Genomic DNA, 15,194 nt, shown 5'->3' on the forward strand with positions numbered 1-15,194 from the left:
AGACTGCGCCGCGTCATCTCCCGCGGCGTCGAGGTTCGTCGCTGGATCCCGGCCACGCGGAGAGAACAAGTGAGTACCTCCACGCACCAAAACGGACTTTGGAGCCCGTCGGACATGCGTGCCTCCGAAGAGCACGTCGAGGGAGCCCCCTCGCAGATCACCGCCATGCAAGGCGGGTGGATCAAGTTCTTGCTCGGTAGCTTCACCGTGCAGGACCTCATCCTGCTCGTCTACCTCACGGTCGTGCGGCTGCTCTTGACGCAGCGGCAAGCGACGGCCGATCAGGTGTCGTGCGCCCGGACGACGGAGCTCTGCATCGGGGTGATCCTCGGCGCCGTGCTGATCGGCCGCGTGATCCCCGGCATCCCGCCGATCGTCCGGAAGATCGTCTACCGCGTGAGCATCGTCGGCGTGCTCGTGCAGAACTACCTCGTGCTGCGCTGGCTCTTGCCCGTGGTGCGGCCGGACTCGGTGGATGCGACGCTCCTCCGGATCGACGAGGCGATCTTCGGACGCGAGCCCGCGCTCGTGCTCGAGGCGCTCAACGTGCGACCCGTGGTCGAGTGGTTCTCGTTCTTCTACTTCAGCTACTTCTTCATCGGCGCGACCTACATGGTCGTGGGCCTGTGGCTGACGAAGCCGAGCCGCCGGACGACCGCGTTCGCGATCGGAACATTGCTCGTCTTCAGCATCGGCCAGCTCGGGTACATGGCGGTGCCCGGCTTCGGCCCGCACCAGTACCTGGCCGATCAGTTCAAGGGGCCGATCAACGGCGGTTTTTTCTGGGGCTGCGTCTGGGACACGGTGCAGGCCGGCAGCGCGATGAAGGACATCTTCCCCTCGCTGCACACGGCCGCGCCGACGTGGTTCACGCTGCACGCGCTCCAGAACGCGAAGACGGATCGACGCTGGTTCTGGCCCGCGATCGTGACGGGCTTCTTCGCGGCGAACATCATCTTCTCGACGGTGTTCCTGCGCTGGCACTACGCGATCGACGTCCTCGCAGGCCTGACGCTCGCCTTCACCGTCGGCGCACTCGCGCCCTGGATCGCGAAGCGTGAAGAGGCGTGGCGCCTCGCGCGAGGTTTCCGCGGCGCCTGGGTCTTCGACTGACGAAGACGCGAACGACGCGCCGCACCGTCGATCATTCGTCACTCCCCGCCCACCGAAGCCGTACGAGCCCCTCCCCCTGCGCGACGAGACGCGCCGCGCAGGCGAGCCGCTGGGAAGGCGGCGCGTCGAAGAGGTCGAGCACCTCCGATTCGTCGGCCTTGGGGGGTGCGAGGAGCGCGGCGCCTTCGAGGACCTCGACGAGGCACGTACCGCAACTCGCCGAGCGACACGAGAACGAGACGGGCGCGCGGCATGCGTCGCTGACGTCGACGAGCGCGTCGCCCGGCTCGGCGTCCACACCCGCGGCGGGGCCGAGCTCGTTCGCCAGGAACTCCACCCGGATCACGAGGCACCTCTAACGGAAGGCGCGCGCGTCGTCGACTCCACTGCTCGGGCATTGGCGAGGCCGAGCGACCGCGATATCCAGGGGCCATGGCGGATCATGGGTGGGATGCATTGATCCTGGGGGGCGGGCCCGGTGGCTCCACGCTCGCCGCGAGCCTCGCGCGGAGAGGCCGGCGGGCGCTCGTGCTGGAGCGGGAGAAGTTCCCGCGGTTCCACATCGGCGAGTCGCTCCTGCCTCGATCCCGCGAGATCTTCGTCGAGCTCGGCGTGGACGAGGAGCTCGATCGCAGGTTCTTGCGCAAGTACGGCGCGCGGTTCCTCTGCTGCGCGACCGGGCGCGAGAGCACGTATCGCTTCGAGGAGAGCTTCGACCCGAAGTTCACGTACGCCTATCAAGTCCCGCGGGCCGAGTTCGATCACGTGCTGCTCGAACACGCGCGCAAGCTCGGCGCCGAGGTGCGCGAGCAGTGGGAAGCGACGGACGTGCTCTTCGAAGGCAGCCGCGCCGTCGGCGTGCGCGCGAAAAACCTCCTGAACCCCTCCGAGGTGGTGGAGCTCTTCGCGCCGATCGTCGTCGACGCGACGGGGCGCGACACGCTCCTGGCCTCACGCACGCGGCGCAAAGCGAACATCGCGCGGCTCGACAAGACCGCGCTGTTCTCGCACTACCGCGGCACGTTCCGGCCGAGCGGGCAGGACGAAGGGAACATCCAGCTCGTCATCTTCGAACACGGCTGGTTCTGGTTCATCCCGTTCCGCGGCGACGTGACGAGCGTGGGCGTGGTCGTATCGTCGGAGTGGATCCGGCAGAAGCAAAAAGGCGAATCACTCGATTCTTTTTACGATCGTACGTTCGCGCAATCGGCGATGGCGCGCGAGATCCTCGGAGGCGCGACGCGGCTGCGGCCCGTGGGCGCGCTGGCGGACTTTTCGTATCGGATCGATCAGCTCGCGGGTGACGGGTGGCTCTTCGTCGGCGACGCCGGCGGCTTCCTCGATCCGCTGTTCTCGACGGGCGCGCACCTCGCCATCAAGGGCGCCGCGCTCGCGGCCGAGGCGATCGATCACGCGCTCACGACGGGCGACGTGTCGCGCGCGGCGTTCGCCACGTACGAGGCGAACGTGCGCTACGCGGTCGATCTGTTCCTGGGCGTCGTGCAGAGCTTCTACGCGGGGCGGTTCCGCGAGACGTTGTTCGAGCCGAACCAGCGACCGACGATCCGCAAGCTCATCACGTCGATCCTCGCGGGCGACGTGTTCCACGTGGAGCGCCGTCCTCCGTGGGCCTCGTTCCTCCGCGAGCACTACCCGGCCGAAGTGCCCACGTTCGTCTGAACGCGCGCTACTTCGTGGGCACGGTCGCGAGGTTCTCCTTGCACGTCGCGGCGAGCCCTTCCTTGCCGCCGGGCGCTTGCGCGGCCTCACGCCAGGCCTGGCGCATTGCCTTGAAGCCGGGCTCACGCGCGGCGCGCGCCTCCTCGGGCAAACCATCGAGGAAGGCTTCCATCTTCTTCACGTACGCGTCGCACTCGGCGACGCCGATCGCGCCCTCGGATGTGGCAGCGGTCCCCTCGCCTTCGCTGCCCTTCTTGCAACCGAACATCGTCAGAGAAACCGCAAAGACCACCGCGATCGTCTCACGCCGCATCTCGAACGTCTCCGTGGGAAAGCGGCGGGCATCCTGCCACACGAGGGCAGGACGGGGACAGTTCGTCGCGACTCCGCCCGGGTGCTAGGCGCGGACGAGCAGGATCGCGTGTTCTTGACGCGGACGTGATTCGAACGCGCGACGCGTGGGCGCATGGAAGTGCGGGCGCGGCTGCGAGGCGACGGTGTCCACGCGAAGGCGCGCGCGCGGCGCGACGCGGCGGATCACGTCGACGGAGTAGACGGGGCGGCCCGCGACGACGCTGTCAGCGAGGAGGAGGATCGCAGACGCGTCGGGGCGCATGACGCGGGCGAGCGCGGCGAGGGTGTCGCCGATCTCGCGCTCCCAGCGGGCCACGCCTTCGTCGGGGCCCATGGGATCGAGGCGGCGACGCGCGCCGATCTCGGCACGCTCGAAGCGCTCGGGGCGAAGGCGCAACCAACGAAGGCGCGCCTCGTGATGCGCGAGGTAGTCGTAGACGCCCGGGTACGGCGGCGACGTGACGACGAGATCCACGGAGCGATCGTCGATGCCGTCGAGGCGGCGCGCGTCGCCTTCGAGGACACGCGCGGGCGGCGCGGCGGCGAGGCGCGCGGAGGCCTCGGCGCGGCGCGCGACGAGCTCCTCGGCCTTGCGCACGAAGAGGCGCGCGGCGTAGCCGGAGGCGATGCGTCGTTCGAGCTCGCGCTCGGAGGTGTCGGAGGTGCGGCGGCTGAGCTTCGTGAGCATCGACGAGAGCACGAGCTCGAGCTCGCCGCGCACAGCGGGCTCTTCGATGCGATCGATCCCGGCCCGCACGCCGTCGAGTTCGAGGAGCACGTGTCGATCGAAGAGGGCGAGATCCTCGGGGCCGTACCGCCGCGTGGGTCCGCTCTTCGCCTTGCGGCGTTCGTCCGCGAAGAGCGCGACTGCGCGCGCCGCTTCGACGAACGCGGCACGATCGGCTTCCGTCGTATCGCGCAGCTTGAGCGCGGCGAGGCGCACGGCGAGCGGGTTCGCGTCGACGCCGATCGCCTTTCGACCGACGAGCCGCGCCTCGACGAGCACCGTGCCGCTGCCGCAGAACGGATCGAGCACGGCGCCTCCGGGGCGCGAGAAGGACTCGACGAGCCGCTGCGCCGTGACCGGGTGCATGCGCGCCGGGTAGCTGTGGAAGCCGTGCACGTGTGCGCGCGCGGCCTCCTCGGCGACCTCGGACGGGGGCACGTCGAGGGCTCTGACGAGCGCCGTGCCACGCGTGGGATTTCCCTCGACGTGGGTCTCTCCGCCGACGTGGGAGAGCGCGCGCCGCACGTTGGGCTTCGTCGGCTCGCGGGGCGTCGTCTGCTCTCGGGGCTTCGTTCGCTCGTCGGGCTTCGTTTGCTCTCGGGGCCTTGTTCGTTCGCCAAGGTTCGTTCGCTCGCCGGGCTTCGTCTTCGTTCGCTCGCCGGGCTTCGTCTTCGTTCGCTCGCGCATCACACCTTCTCGCGCGTGACGCCGGGCGCACGCGCCTCGGCCTCCGCCTCGGCTTCGGCCTCCGCTTCGATCGCCGCGAGGTCGGGGTTGTCTGGGGAGGCCCCGATCCGCATCCGCGTGAGGCTCCCGTCGTTGCGGACGATCTCGTGCGCTTCGAGCAGCGCGAGCAGCTCCTCCGCCTGCGGCTCCGCGATGGGGAGCGCTTCGGCGAGGGCGCGCGCCGTGACCGGTCCCTTGATCTGCGCGGCCACGTCCGCCGCCACCGAGAGCCACGCTTCGTCGAGCGCAGGCTCGATCTCCTTGCCTCGAGCCCGGGAGCGCGCGAGGAGCCAGGCGACGAGCCCTGCGAGCGGGCCGGCCGTCAGCACGCTCGCGAGGAAAAACCCGAAGCCCGGGTTCACCACGCCGACGACGCCGAGCAGGCGTAGATCGCGAGCAGGCCGATCGTCCCCACGAGCGCGACGCCCGTGAACACCGCGGCCGCGCGGTTCTTCGCGCGCCCCTTCCGCGCGAGCTCGGCGCGCTGCAACGCCGTGATCTCCTTGCCGCTCCGCCGCATCTTTCTCGTGTCGAGCGGCACGCGCGGCCCGCCGCAGACGTCGCAACGGAACCGGAGTTCGGCATCACGCGTCGCTCCCGCCGTAGCCCCGCAGTGCGGACAAACCTCCATGCGTTGCGAGGTCCCGCAGCGCGAACAAACGGCGGCCCCCGCAGGGACGCCCGTGCCGCAGGCGACGCAGCGACCTTCGGCCGATCCGGCCGTCATGGCGCCACGCGGGCGATCCGTCCGCGCGTCGCCCTCGCGCCCTTCGGAGCCGGCATGATGAACACGGTCGCGTGCATCAGGGGCGCATCTAATCCGGCGCCGGTCCCACGGCCAGAGGAGAGCGCACCGATCGACGCTGCGGGGTCGACGGATGGGAACGGGCGCCCGGCCGGGACGGCTCGGCTCGCTTCACGGCGAGGCAGGGACGTGCCAACATGCCGGACATGCGGGGACGGTGGACCCGGACGGGCCGGAACGCTGCAGCGTGGAGCGTGGCCGCCGGTTATGCGCTCCTTGCGTGCCTCGCGACCGCCCTCGCCCTGGCGCTCCGGGACGGCGCGCCCTGGATGTACCCGAACCCGTGGCTCGGCCTGACGCCGCTCGTCGGGACGCTCGCGAGCGCGCTCTCCGGCATCATCCTCGCCACGATCCTCGTGCTCACGACGCGCTTCGCGGTCGGTCGGTTCACCTGGGCCAGGCGCCTGCACGGCGAGCTTCGTCCGGTCGCGAAGGATCTTTCCGTCGGACAGATCCTCATCCTCGCGGGCCTGTCGAGCCTCGGCGAGGAGATCCTGTTTCGCGGGCTGCTCACGCCGGTGATCGGCGTGCTCGGCTCGGGCGTGCTCTTCGGCCTCTTGCATCAGATGCGCGGGCCGAGCCGCTGGGTCTGGACGACGTGGGCGACGGCCGTGGGCCTCATCCTCGGGGCGATCTTCGCGGCCACGGGCTCGCTCCTCGGGCCGCTGCTCGCGCACGCGATCGTGAACGCGGTGAACCTCGGTTACCTGCGTGATCACGATCCGGGAGACGATCCCGAGCAGAACCTCGCCTGAGGCGAACCCCCGCGCGCGGCGATCGCGCTCAGCGCTTCTTGTCGTTGACCGGGCCCGTATGCGGCTGACGCGGCGGGAGCGGCGGAGGCGGCGGAGGCGCCGGACGCACGCCGCTTTCGGTGAGATCGGGACGCGTCTGTACGGCTTGACGCGGCGGCGGCGTGGGCGAACGCGGCACGGGGCCGGCGCCCGGGTTCGGCAGCGGCGGCGGCGTGCTCTTCGAATGCGAGTGCGTGCCCGGCGCCGGCGGGCGCGCCGCGGGCGCGGGGCCGGGGAACGACGGGCGCGTGTACTCGCCGCTCGTGCGAGAAGGCGCGAGAGGTTGTCGCGGCGGCGGTCCCGGAAGCCGATTGGCCCCGCCTGGCGCGCGGGGCGGTGGTCCGGGCAAACCCCCCGCAGTCCGCGTGGGCACAGGCTGACGCGGCGGCGGACCGGGCAACCCCGCAGACACCGCAGGTCGAGCGGCCGGTGTGTGGCGCGGCGGAGGCGCGCCCGGCGAGCGCGGCGCCATGGCGCCCGGACGAACCGGGCCTCCCGCTCCGTACGTTCCGGCAGGCCGCATCGGCCCTGCGTTCGCGGGCGCGGGGCGCACGCCGGCTTGCCTCGGCGCGTTACCCCAGTTCGGTCGATAGGCCGGCGCGCCTTCGAGGTCTTCCTCTTCGAGCTGGTACTCGGACGCGGGCGACTCGTCGACCTCGTCGAGCGCTTCCGCGGAGAGCTCGGTGAGCTGCTCCGGCTCCTCGACGAGCTGCGCTTCGTCGCCGTACGCAGACTCGGGGACGAGCTCCTGCGAGCCCGGCGCGGCCTCCGCGCGGTTCGCGCTCTGCGGCGGCGCCACCGGCTCGTCCATGCCGAAGTCGGCCCAGTCGTAGTAGGCCTTCCGATCGGTCTCGTCGTCTTGTGCGGGCGCGGCAGCAGCGGGCGCGCGCGCTGCTTGGATCGGCTTCGCGGGCTCGGCGAGCGCCTTCGACGACGGAGGCCCGAGGTCGGTGCGCCGCGACGGAGGCCCGCCCATCGAGGGTGCGGCGAGGCGCGTGGAGGGCGCGGCCTTGCTCGATCGAGGTTGCTCGCCGTTGTGGACGCTCTCGTCTTCGAGGCGCACGGCTTCGAGCAAGAGGTGCCCGATCGGCTGCGCGTTGCCGGTTGGCGGGCGATCGGGCTGCGGGACGAACGAGAACCGACCGACCTTCCAGCCGAGGATGTTGCGCAGGATCGTGATCGCGTCGGTCGTCGTGCCGCCGATGGTCCCGGTCACGACGAAGCCGGTGGCGACCTCGAGCTGCACCTTGCGTTTCTTGCTGATGACCTCGACGACGCCCGTGCGCCGCTCGAGCTCGAGCACCGTGAGCACGGTGGCGATCGACATCTGACTGAGATCGCCTTGGATCGCCGTCGTTTCGGTCACGGACGAGGGCGGCACGGAGACGAGCGAGTCGCGCCGCTTGCGCAGCCGCCACGCCATCTGCACGAGCGCGCCGACCTGCGCGACGACCTCGTCGACGCGAAAGGGCTTCGTCATGTACGCATCGGCGCCGACGTGAAATCCTTCGAGTCGCGCCTCTTGATCGTCGAGGGCAGAGAGGAAGAGGAACGGCGTCACCGACACGCGCGAGGGCTGTGTGCGAACGTTCCGCGCGACCCAGTAGCCGTCGTTGTCCGGCAGATCGATGTCGCAGATGATGCAGTCCGGCTCGCGATCGCAGGCCGTATCGAGCCCAGCTTGCGCGGTGTTGCAGACGATGACGTCGTAGCCGGCGTCACGGATCGCGCCCGAGAGCAGGCTGCTGACCCACTCGTCGTCTTCGATCACGAGCACGAGCCCTCGGGGCATTGGCGAAACCGTATCACGTGCGCTCGCCGGGGGGCCAAGTGGCAAGGGGCCCGCCCGGTCGGTTTCGTCCCCGGGGGGCGTGGGGGTCCCCGCGTCTCGGCCCGCCCGCCCGGAGGGATTCGGCCGCGCGCGCTGGGCTTTTCGGCGCTAAGCTGGGCTTCGTGACGAAAGGAACGCGGATCGTGGTCGCCATGAGCGGCGGAGTCGACTCCTCCGTGGCGGCCGCGCGCCTCTGTGACGCCGGCTATGACGTCATCGGGGTGACACTGCACCTCTGGGACTACCCCGACGACCGGAGCGAGCGGGGTCGTTGCTGCGCGCCCGAGGACCAACACGACGCGCGGCGCGCGGCGGATCACCTGGGCATCCCGCACTACACGTTCGACCGCCGGGAGCTCTTCCGCGCGCACGTGGTCGATCCGTTCGTCGACGCGTACCTCGACGGCGAGACGCCGAGCCCCTGCGTCGCCTGCAACCGCTCGGTGAAGATGCGCGAGCTCTTCCCGCTGGCGGAGCGGCTCGGCGCGTCGTTCATCGCGACCGGCCACTACGCGCGCACGGAGGTCGGCGAGGACGGGCGCGCGCGCCTGTATCGAGGCAAGGATCGCGTCAAGGATCAGAGCTACTTCCTGCACATGCTGCGCGAGGACGAGCTGCGGAGGCTCGTCCTGCCGCTCGGAGACGCGACGAAGGAAGAGGTGCGCGCCGAGGCACACGCGCGTCGGATCCCGCGCGCGGACAAGGGCGAGAGCCAGGAGCTTTGTTTCGTCCCCGCCGGCGGCTACGGCGCGTTCGTCGAGAACCGCGCGGGGCGCGAGCGGGTTCGTCCCGGCCCGATCGTCGACGATCGAGGGCGCACGGTGGGGCACCACGAGGGCGTGCATCGGTTCACGATCGGCCAGCGCAAGGGCATCGGCGTGGCGCTCGGTCGGCCCGCGTTCGTCGTGGGGATCGACGCGGAGTCGGGCGCGGTGCGTCTCGGCGGCGAGGACGCGCTGCTCGCGACGGGCGCGCTGCTCGAAGCGGGCGCGTGGAGCGACGACGTGTCGTTCCCGTTCGAAGCCGACGTGCGGGTGCGCGCGCGTCACGAAGGAGAACGCGCGACGATCGAGCGCGTGCAGGATCCGGAGCGAGGCGAGGTGCTCGTCGCGCGCTTCCGCACGCCGGTGAAGGCGGTCTCGCCCGGGCAGGTCGCGGTGGCGTACGACGGCGATCGGGTCTGCGGCGGGGCCACGATCAAGGCCGCGATCCACGCTGGCGCGGGAGGCGCTGCGTGAGCGTGCGGCTCTGCCTCGTCGTCGCGTCGCTGCTCGCGCTCGGCGCGATGGGCTGCTCGCTCGGGCAGGGCGAAGGCGAGGTCAAGAGCGACGCGCTCGTCGCGAAGGATTGCTGGTTCGACGCCTACGATCTCCGCCCCGACTTCTTCGCGGCGGTGCCGTACCGCTCGACGCTCCAGATGCGCGTGCAGCGCGGGACCGATCTGCAAGAGGTCTCCGACGGGCTCGCGGTCCTGATCGAGGACGTGGGCAAGGTCCGAGAGGAGCTGCTCGGCAAGCCCCTCGACGTGACGCTCTCGCCGGGCGTCTTGCCTCCCGGCTCCGATTTCCCGGCCCCGCCGCCCGAGGATCAGCCGGCGATCCACGTCTCGCTCTACCTTCAGCGCTCCTGCCACAACCAGAACGTGATCCTCTACGCCGTGGATGGCTCGGTCACGTTTCATTCGCTGTTCAGCGGCGATCCAAACGAGGCCGAGGCCGCGGAGAAGTACACCGACGCCGAGTTCGACGTGTGGATGGGTGATCCTCGCGACGCTCCCGTGGATGCGCCCGCCAACGAGATCCCGAAGGAACTGCAATCGCGTGTGACGGGTTTCTTCCGCTTCTACTTCGAGCGTGGCCAGCCCGGTCAGCCCTTCCCCTGAAGTTCGAGGCGCTTCGATAGGGTGCCCACACCTGCGGGGTTTGGGGGCATCGCCCAGCTTGCCCGAGCGAGCCCGCAAACGTGGGCGTGAAGGCGTGCTCGCCCGCTGAACATCCGGAAGCGTCCGTGCGCGCTCTCCGGCGCATGGAAAGTGGAATCGTTTTCGCGGTAGGATTCAATCAACGCGTCATGGCTCAACCTCCGCCTCGACCCGCTGCTTCGCGACCGGGCGGTCCGGCACCGGCAAACACCAGGAGCGCCCCCGCCTCCTCGTCCGGTCCCCGCCCGAAAGAACCCGAGAAGCAGCAGCCTGGGACTTTCTTCCTCGGACGATACCGCGTCGTCGACGAAATCGGCGTCGGAGGCATGGCGAGCGTGCATCTGGCGCGCATGGACGGCCCCGGTGGCTTCCAGAAGTGGGTCGCGATCAAGCGCATCCACCCGCACCTCGTCGAAGACGATCAGTTCGTCGACATGTTCCTCGACGAAGCCCGCATCGCGGCCGGGATCAACCACGCGAACGTCGCGCAGGTCTTCGATCTCGGCAAAGACGACAACACGTACTGGATCGCGATGGAGTACCTCCACGGCGAACCGCTGCGCGAGGTCATGCGGCGGGCCGAGGAGAAGCGGATGAACATCAGCCCCGAGCTCGCGGCGCGCATGTGCGCGGACGCGGCCGAGGGCCTCCACGCGGCGCACGAGCTGCGCGGCAAGAACGGACAGCTCCTCGGGCTCGTCCACCGCGACGTGACGCCGCACAACCTGTTCGTCACGTACGACGGCTACACGAAGGTCGTCGATTTCGGCATCGCGAAGGTCGCCGACCGGCTCGCGTCGACCCGCGCCGGCACGCTCAAGGGCAAACTCGCGTACATGTCGCCCGAGCAGGTGCGCGGCGCGGACGTCGATCGCACGACGGACATCTTCGCGCTCGGCGTCGTGCTCTGGGAGCTGACCACGAACCAGCGGCTCTTCCGCATGGACACCGATCTCGACACGCTCGAGAAGGTGCAGGCCTGCGTGGTGCCGTTGCCCTCGACGATCGTGCGCGGCTATCCGCAAGGCCTCGAAGCGGTCGTCATGAAGGCGCTCGCGAAGAACAAGAAGGACCGCTACCAGACGGCCCGCGAGTTCTCCCGCGCCCTGCAGGTCTACCTCAACCAGAGCGGAGCGTTCGTCGGACCCGAAGAGGTCGCGCAGTTCGTCCGGCACGTGTTCACCGATCGCATCGCCAAGCGCGAGGCACACCTCGCGTGGGCTGCCGAGGTGACGTCGACGGTGAACGTCGATCAGCTCCGCGCGCAGGGCGGCCTGAACGACGATTCGCTGCTCGAAGACGATGACGACGATCGCCGCGGCCGCGCGAGCGGAACGGCGCCGTCGAAGTCGGCAGCGCAGCCGATCGCGAACCGCGCGCCCGCGGCGATGCCCCCGCCCGAGGATCGATCGTCCGCGTCGCAGCAGATGGCCGCCACGTCGCTCATGGACGACGACGAGGACGTGCCGACCACGGTCGCGACGCGTGATCACCTGGAGAAGGCCGCGGGAGGGCCGCTGCCGAGCGCAGGTCGTCCCTCGACGCCGCAGGGTCAGCACCGGCCTCAGCTCACGACGCCGCTCCCCGCCGCGGGCATGCCCGGGCCGGGGCACAACGAGCGCACCGCGGCGCTGCCGAGCGGTGGGTATCCCGGCGACGCCGACGATCTCAACGCGACGATCGCGCTGCCGGCGAACGCGAAGATGCCGGATCCCGGGCCGCCGCGGCAGGGGTTTGGCGCGCCGCAACAGCCGAGCTTCGGCGGATATCCCGCGCCGCAGCAGCCGAGCTTCAACGGCGGCATGGCGCCGCAGCAGCCGGGCTTTGGCTTCGGCCAGCAGCCGCCGCAGCCGCAGTACGGGCAGCAGCCCGGCTACCAGCACCCGATCAGCAACCCGAACCCGCAGATCCCACAGCAGTACGGCCAGCGCGTGGCGCAGTCGCAGATCGAGACCGCGATGTCGTTGCCGCGCCCCGATCCCGCCGCGCTCTGGATGGCGCAGCAGGAAGCGGCTCGTCAGCAAGGCGGGCCGAAGCGCAACACGGGCGTGTTCGTGCTGGTCGTCGCGCTCGTCGCGCTCAGCGTGATCGGCATCGGCGTGCTCGTGTATTTCAAGCTGAAGCAGCCGCAGGCAACGACGACGCAGCCGGCGGTCACGGCCGTGCCCGAGGCGCCGGCAGTCCCGAGCACCGTCGCCGTGCCCGCGCCTGCGCCCGCACCGGCGCCCGCGCCCGCGCCGACCGAAACGGCTGCGGCTGCGCCGACGGAGACGGCCGCGCCCACGCCTGCGCCGGGCCCCGGGCCCGGGACCGCGCCCGCCACGGCGAAGACGGCGGCCACCGCGCCCACGGCCGCGCCCACGGCGACGGCGAGCGCAGCGGCCGCGTCGGGCGAGCCGGGCTTCCTGACGATCGTGTGCAACCCGTTCTGCGACGACGTGCTCGACAACGGTCGCTCGCTTGGCCCCTCGCCGATCGTGCACCTCTCGGTCAAGCCGGGATCGCACCGGGTCACGCTCAAGAAGGGCGACATGACGAAGGTCATCTCGGTCATCGTCGTGTCCGGCCAGGTGACGGCGCAACGCGTGTCGATGAAGTGAGACGCACCGGGCCGCTCGCCCTGGAAACGGGGCGGGCGGTGCACGTGCGTTCGTCGTGACGTAGTCTCCCTAGATGCCGCACGGAACGCGTCCCGCTGGGAGGCCGGACCGCAGGGACAAACCGGCGAGGCCGAAACAAGCGCTTCGCACGGAGCTCCTGCACATCGAGAACCTGGCCGCAGGTGGAGCCGGCGTGGCTCGCCTCGCCGATCGCACGGCCGTCTTCGTGCCGGGCACCGCGCCGGGCGAACGCGTGGAAGCCGAGGTCGACAGGAACACGCGACCCGCGCGGGGACGCCTCCTGCGGGTGATCGAGGCGAGCCCCGATCGCGTAGATCCAACGTGCCTGCACGTGGACGCATGCGGCGGCTGCGACTTCATGCACCTCTCGCAGCACGCGCAGGAGGCGGCGCACGCGGAGATCGTCCGGAGCGCGGTCGCGCATGCGACGGGCGAAGCGCCGCCCGCGATCCATGTGCATGCCGCGCACGAGCCGCTCGGCTACCGCACGCGCGCGCGGCTCTACGTGCGCGGCGAGCGTGGTCGGGTGCGGATCGGGTATCGCGCTCCGGGCTCACACGTGCTCGCCGCGACGCCGACCTGCATCGTGCTCGCGTCGTCGATCGCCGGCGCGCTCGACGAGATCCCGGCGGTGCTCGCAGGCTCGACGGGCGAAGGCGACGTGCAGATCGCGCGAGGCGCGGGCGGGCGGCTCGTCGTGGATGTGTCGTGGCGCGGCGAGATCGCGCCCGCGGCGTGGACCGCGATCGATCGACGTGTCGTGGAGGGCGCGTGGGCCGGCGCGCGCGTGCGCATGGAGGGCGCGAAGACGCCGGCCGTGTTCGGCGATCCGCGGCCGGTGCTCGAAGGCGCGGACGGCGCGCCGCTCGTCATCGCGGCCGGATCGTTCGCGCAGAGCTCGGATCGCGGCGCGGTGCTGCTCGCTCGGCGCGTGGCGGAGCTCGCCCGCGCGGACGTCGATGCGCCGCGGGAAGGCGCAGGCGAAGCGACGAACGGGCACGTGCTCGAGCTCTTCGCCGGCAGCGGCACCCTCTCGATCCTGCTCGCGCGTGGGGCGGCGTCGTTCGTCGCGGTCGAGTCGGACGAGGGAGCTGCACGCTCGGCCCGGGAAAACCTCGCGGCGCGGGATCTTGCGGGCAAGGTCGTCGCCACGGACGCGGACGCTTACCCGATTCCGCCGCGCGTGGACGTCGTCGTCCTCGATCCGCCGCGGGCTGGCGCGGAGGGCGCGACGGCTGCGATCGCGGCCTCGCGCGTGCAACGTATCGTCTATGTCGCGTGTGATCCGGCCACGCTCGCGCGGGACCTCGGCGTGCTCTCGCGCGCGGGTTTTGCGCTCACGCACCTGGAGACGGTCGAGCTCTTCCCGCAGACGAGCCACGTCGAAACCGTGGCCCGCCTCGTGCGTCGCCGCGGGGCGCGTTGAGCGCTCGCGTGCGCTACGCTCTCGCCGGATGATCCACCACGTCGACGAACGGCTCCGGCAGGAGGCGCGCCGCTTCCGCCTCGTGTTCACGTGCGGCGACTGCGCGCAGTACGATCCGGAAGGCGATCGTTGCTCGCTCGGATATCCGCACGTCATGCACAAGGAGCCCGACCTCGACGCGCGTGACGAGGTCGTCTTCTGCAAGGCCTTCGAGCTCCGTTGACCAAGCCCTCGCACCCGCCTTCGTTGCGACGCCTCGCGGAGCGCACCATCCGCGACGAATCGCTCTTCGATCGCGGCGATCGCGTGCTCGTCGCCTGCTCGGGTGGCCCCGACTCGACGGCGCTCCTCCACGTGCTCGCGCTGCTCCGCCGCACGATCGGCCATGACGTGGTGGGGCACGGGATCGATCATGGATTGCGCCCCGAGGCGCGGGACGAACTCGCGCTCGCGGCCGAGCTTGCCGACAAGTTCGGTGTTCCTTTCGAGGTGACGCGGATCGACGTCGAGCCGGGGGGAAACCTCCAGGCGCGGGCGCGCGAGGCGCGTCATCGGGCGCTGCAGGACGCTGCGGCGCGGCACGGGGCCGCCGTGATCGCCACGGGCCACACGGCCGACGACAAGGCCGAGACGGTCCTCCTGCGCTTGCTCCGTGGCGCGGGCCCGCGTGGCCTCGCCGTGCTCGAACCACGCGCGCCTGCGCCCGTACCGCCGAGCGGCTCCGAAACGCCGCGCGACCTCGTGCGTCCGCTCGTCCGGGCGCGCCGGGCCGACGTCCTGCTTCACCTCGATCGTCACGCGATCGCGCACGCGCGCGACCCTTCCAACCTCGACCCTCGATTCACGCGTGTCCGGGTGCGCCGCGAGCTGATTCCCCTGCTGGAGGACTTATCACCACGGATCATCGACCATCTCTGTGCCCTCGCGGACATGCTGCACGACGTCCGTCCGGCGGAGGACCCGATGAGCGAACTCGGCCGGGCGCAACGCAGGACGATCGAGCGAGCCCAAAAGAAGGGCGTTCGGATTGTGAAGATACGTATGAAGGGGGGACGAGAGCTCGACGTGACCTTCCCAGCCGGGAAGATCGTCCTTAACGAAAAGAAATGATCGAGCCACGTCGGTACCGAATGGACGGCGCGGCTTGGCTTCCATTGGCGGCCATGCCACCGCGTGGCATGCTGGTGAAAAGAAGC

Annotated in this window: 15 protein-coding genes; 9 read left to right on the top strand and 6 right to left on the bottom strand. The window is 70.7% G+C overall.

All coding sequences use genetic code 11. The features are described from left to right. Positions 1–114: 114 nt before the first annotated feature. Positions 115–1,113: a phosphatase PAP2 family protein gene (locus POL67_RS44340; RefSeq protein ID WP_271927376.1), complete on the top strand. Its 999-nt coding sequence runs from the start codon at positions 115–117 to the stop codon at positions 1,111–1,113. Between the two features lie 31 nt (positions 1,114–1,144). On the opposite strand, the gene POL67_RS44345 is transcribed toward POL67_RS44340, so the two are convergent. Then, positions 1,145–1,459: a 2Fe-2S iron-sulfur cluster-binding protein gene (locus tag POL67_RS44345; protein ID WP_271927378.1), complete on the bottom strand. Its 315-nt coding sequence runs from the start codon at positions 1,457–1,459 to the stop codon at positions 1,145–1,147. Between the two features lie 86 nt (positions 1,460–1,545). On the opposite strand from POL67_RS44345, the gene POL67_RS44350 reads away from it, so the two are divergent. Continuing rightward, entirely contained in the window at positions 1,546–2,793 is a 1,248-nt protein-coding gene (locus tag POL67_RS44350) for an NAD(P)/FAD-dependent oxidoreductase (protein WP_271927380.1), read from the top strand. A 7-nt stretch (positions 2,794–2,800) separates the two neighbouring features. Here POL67_RS44350 and POL67_RS44355 read toward each other — a convergent pair whose 3' ends face one another. The 4 genes from POL67_RS44355 to POL67_RS44370 form a co-directional block, all read right to left on the bottom strand. Further along, positions 2,801–3,106 carry a hypothetical protein gene (locus POL67_RS44355; protein WP_136936297.1) on the bottom strand — a complete coding sequence of 102 codons (306 nt, stop codon included), beginning with the start codon at positions 3,104–3,106 and terminating at the stop codon, positions 2,801–2,803. An 84-nt stretch (positions 3,107–3,190) separates the two neighbouring features. Beyond that, complete coding sequence (locus POL67_RS44360; RefSeq protein WP_271927382.1) at positions 3,191–4,561, bottom strand: DNA methyltransferase; 1,371 nt, start codon at positions 4,559–4,561, stop codon at positions 3,191–3,193. After that, the gene (locus tag POL67_RS44365; protein ID WP_271927383.1) at positions 4,561–4,962 is read right to left on the bottom strand and encodes a hypothetical protein; all 402 of its coding nucleotides are present in this window, start codon (positions 4,960–4,962) and stop codon (positions 4,561–4,563) included. Before POL67_RS44365 ends, POL67_RS44360 begins: the two co-directional genes overlap by 1 nt. Beyond that, complete coding sequence (locus POL67_RS44370) at positions 4,959–5,327, bottom strand: zinc ribbon domain-containing protein (RefSeq protein WP_271927385.1); 369 nt, start codon at positions 5,325–5,327, stop codon at positions 4,959–4,961. The genes POL67_RS44365 and POL67_RS44370 overlap by 4 nt, the downstream gene beginning before the upstream one ends. A 224-nt stretch (positions 5,328–5,551) precedes the next feature. Here POL67_RS44370 and POL67_RS44375 point away from each other — a divergent pair, with 224 nt between their 5' ends. Further along, positions 5,552–6,160 (top strand): CPBP family intramembrane glutamic endopeptidase, encoded by a 609-nt coding sequence (locus tag POL67_RS44375; protein ID WP_271927386.1) that lies wholly within the window; start codon positions 5,552–5,554, stop codon positions 6,158–6,160. Positions 6,161–6,188: 28 nt separating this feature from the next. Here the strand turns inward: POL67_RS44375 and POL67_RS44380 are convergent, their stop codons facing one another. After that, on the bottom strand, positions 6,189–7,991 hold the full coding sequence (locus POL67_RS44380) for a response regulator (RefSeq protein WP_271927387.1): 1,803 nt from the start codon (positions 7,989–7,991) through the stop codon (positions 6,189–6,191). Positions 7,992–8,152: 161 nt separating this feature from the next. Between POL67_RS44380 and mnmA the strand changes: the two genes are divergently transcribed. The 6 genes from mnmA (at position 8,153) to tilS (ending at position 15,108) form a co-directional block, all read left to right on the top strand. Then, entirely contained in the window at positions 8,153–9,268 is a 1,116-nt protein-coding gene (gene mnmA / locus POL67_RS44385; RefSeq protein ID WP_271927389.1) for a tRNA 2-thiouridine(34) synthase MnmA, read from the top strand. Further along, a complete protein-coding gene (locus POL67_RS44390) occupies positions 9,265–9,912 on the top strand; it encodes a hypothetical protein (RefSeq protein WP_271927391.1) in 648 nt (215 codons plus the stop codon). The genes mnmA and POL67_RS44390 overlap by 4 nt, the downstream gene beginning before the upstream one ends. 188 nt (positions 9,913–10,100) lie before the next feature. Further along, entirely contained in the window at positions 10,101–12,551 is a 2,451-nt protein-coding gene (locus tag POL67_RS44395; RefSeq protein WP_271927392.1) for a serine/threonine protein kinase, read from the top strand. A 73-nt stretch (positions 12,552–12,624) separates the two neighbouring features. After that, on the top strand, positions 12,625–13,998 hold the full coding sequence (locus tag POL67_RS44400) for a class I SAM-dependent RNA methyltransferase (RefSeq protein WP_271927394.1): 1,374 nt from the start codon (positions 12,625–12,627) through the stop codon (positions 13,996–13,998). A gap of 28 nt (positions 13,999–14,026) precedes the next feature. Then, on the top strand, positions 14,027–14,221 hold the full coding sequence (locus POL67_RS44405; protein ID WP_271927396.1) for a hypothetical protein: 195 nt from the start codon (positions 14,027–14,029) through the stop codon (positions 14,219–14,221). Continuing rightward, on the top strand, positions 14,218–15,108 hold the full coding sequence (tilS, locus tag POL67_RS44410; protein ID WP_271927397.1) for a tRNA lysidine(34) synthetase TilS: 891 nt from the start codon (positions 14,218–14,220) through the stop codon (positions 15,106–15,108). Before POL67_RS44405 ends, tilS begins: the two co-directional genes overlap by 4 nt. The last annotated feature ends 86 nt before the right edge of the window (positions 15,109–15,194 follow it).

It is taken from the genome of Polyangium mundeleinium, from assembly GCF_028369105.1.
In the GTDB taxonomy this organism is placed as follows: Bacteria; Myxococcota_A; Polyangia; order Polyangiales; family Polyangiaceae; genus Polyangium; species Polyangium mundeleinium.

What these genes read in the sequence shown, in the direction of transcription:
- POL67_RS44395 (WP_271927392.1), top strand. Translation starts at nt 10,101, where the DNA reads ATGGCTCAACCTCCGCCTCGACCCGCTGCTTCGCGACCGGGCGGTCCG.
- POL67_RS44350 (WP_271927380.1), top strand. Translation starts at nt 1,546, where the DNA reads ATGGCGGATCATGGGTGGGATGCATTGATCCTGGGGGGCGGGCCCGGT.
- POL67_RS44405 (WP_271927396.1), top strand. Translation starts at nt 14,027, where the DNA reads ATGATCCACCACGTCGACGAACGGCTCCGGCAGGAGGCGCGCCGCTTC.
- POL67_RS44400 (WP_271927394.1), top strand. Translation starts at nt 12,625, where the DNA reads ATGCCGCACGGAACGCGTCCCGCTGGGAGGCCGGACCGCAGGGACAAA.
- POL67_RS44355 (WP_136936297.1), bottom strand. Translation starts at nt 3,106, where the DNA reads ATGCGGCGTGAGACGATCGCGGTGGTCTTTGCGGTTTCTCTGACGATG.
- POL67_RS44340 (WP_271927376.1), top strand. Translation starts at nt 115, where the DNA reads ATGCGTGCCTCCGAAGAGCACGTCGAGGGAGCCCCCTCGCAGATCACC.
- POL67_RS44370 (WP_271927385.1), bottom strand. Translation starts at nt 5,327, where the DNA reads ATGACGGCCGGATCGGCCGAAGGTCGCTGCGTCGCCTGCGGCACGGGC.
- POL67_RS44375 (WP_271927386.1), top strand. Translation starts at nt 5,552, where the DNA reads ATGCGGGGACGGTGGACCCGGACGGGCCGGAACGCTGCAGCGTGGAGC.
- POL67_RS44360 (WP_271927382.1), bottom strand. Translation starts at nt 4,561, where the DNA reads ATGCGCGAGCGAACGAAGACGAAGCCCGGCGAGCGAACGAAGACGAAG.
- POL67_RS44380 (WP_271927387.1), bottom strand. Translation starts at nt 7,991, where the DNA reads ATGCCCCGAGGGCTCGTGCTCGTGATCGAAGACGACGAGTGGGTCAGC.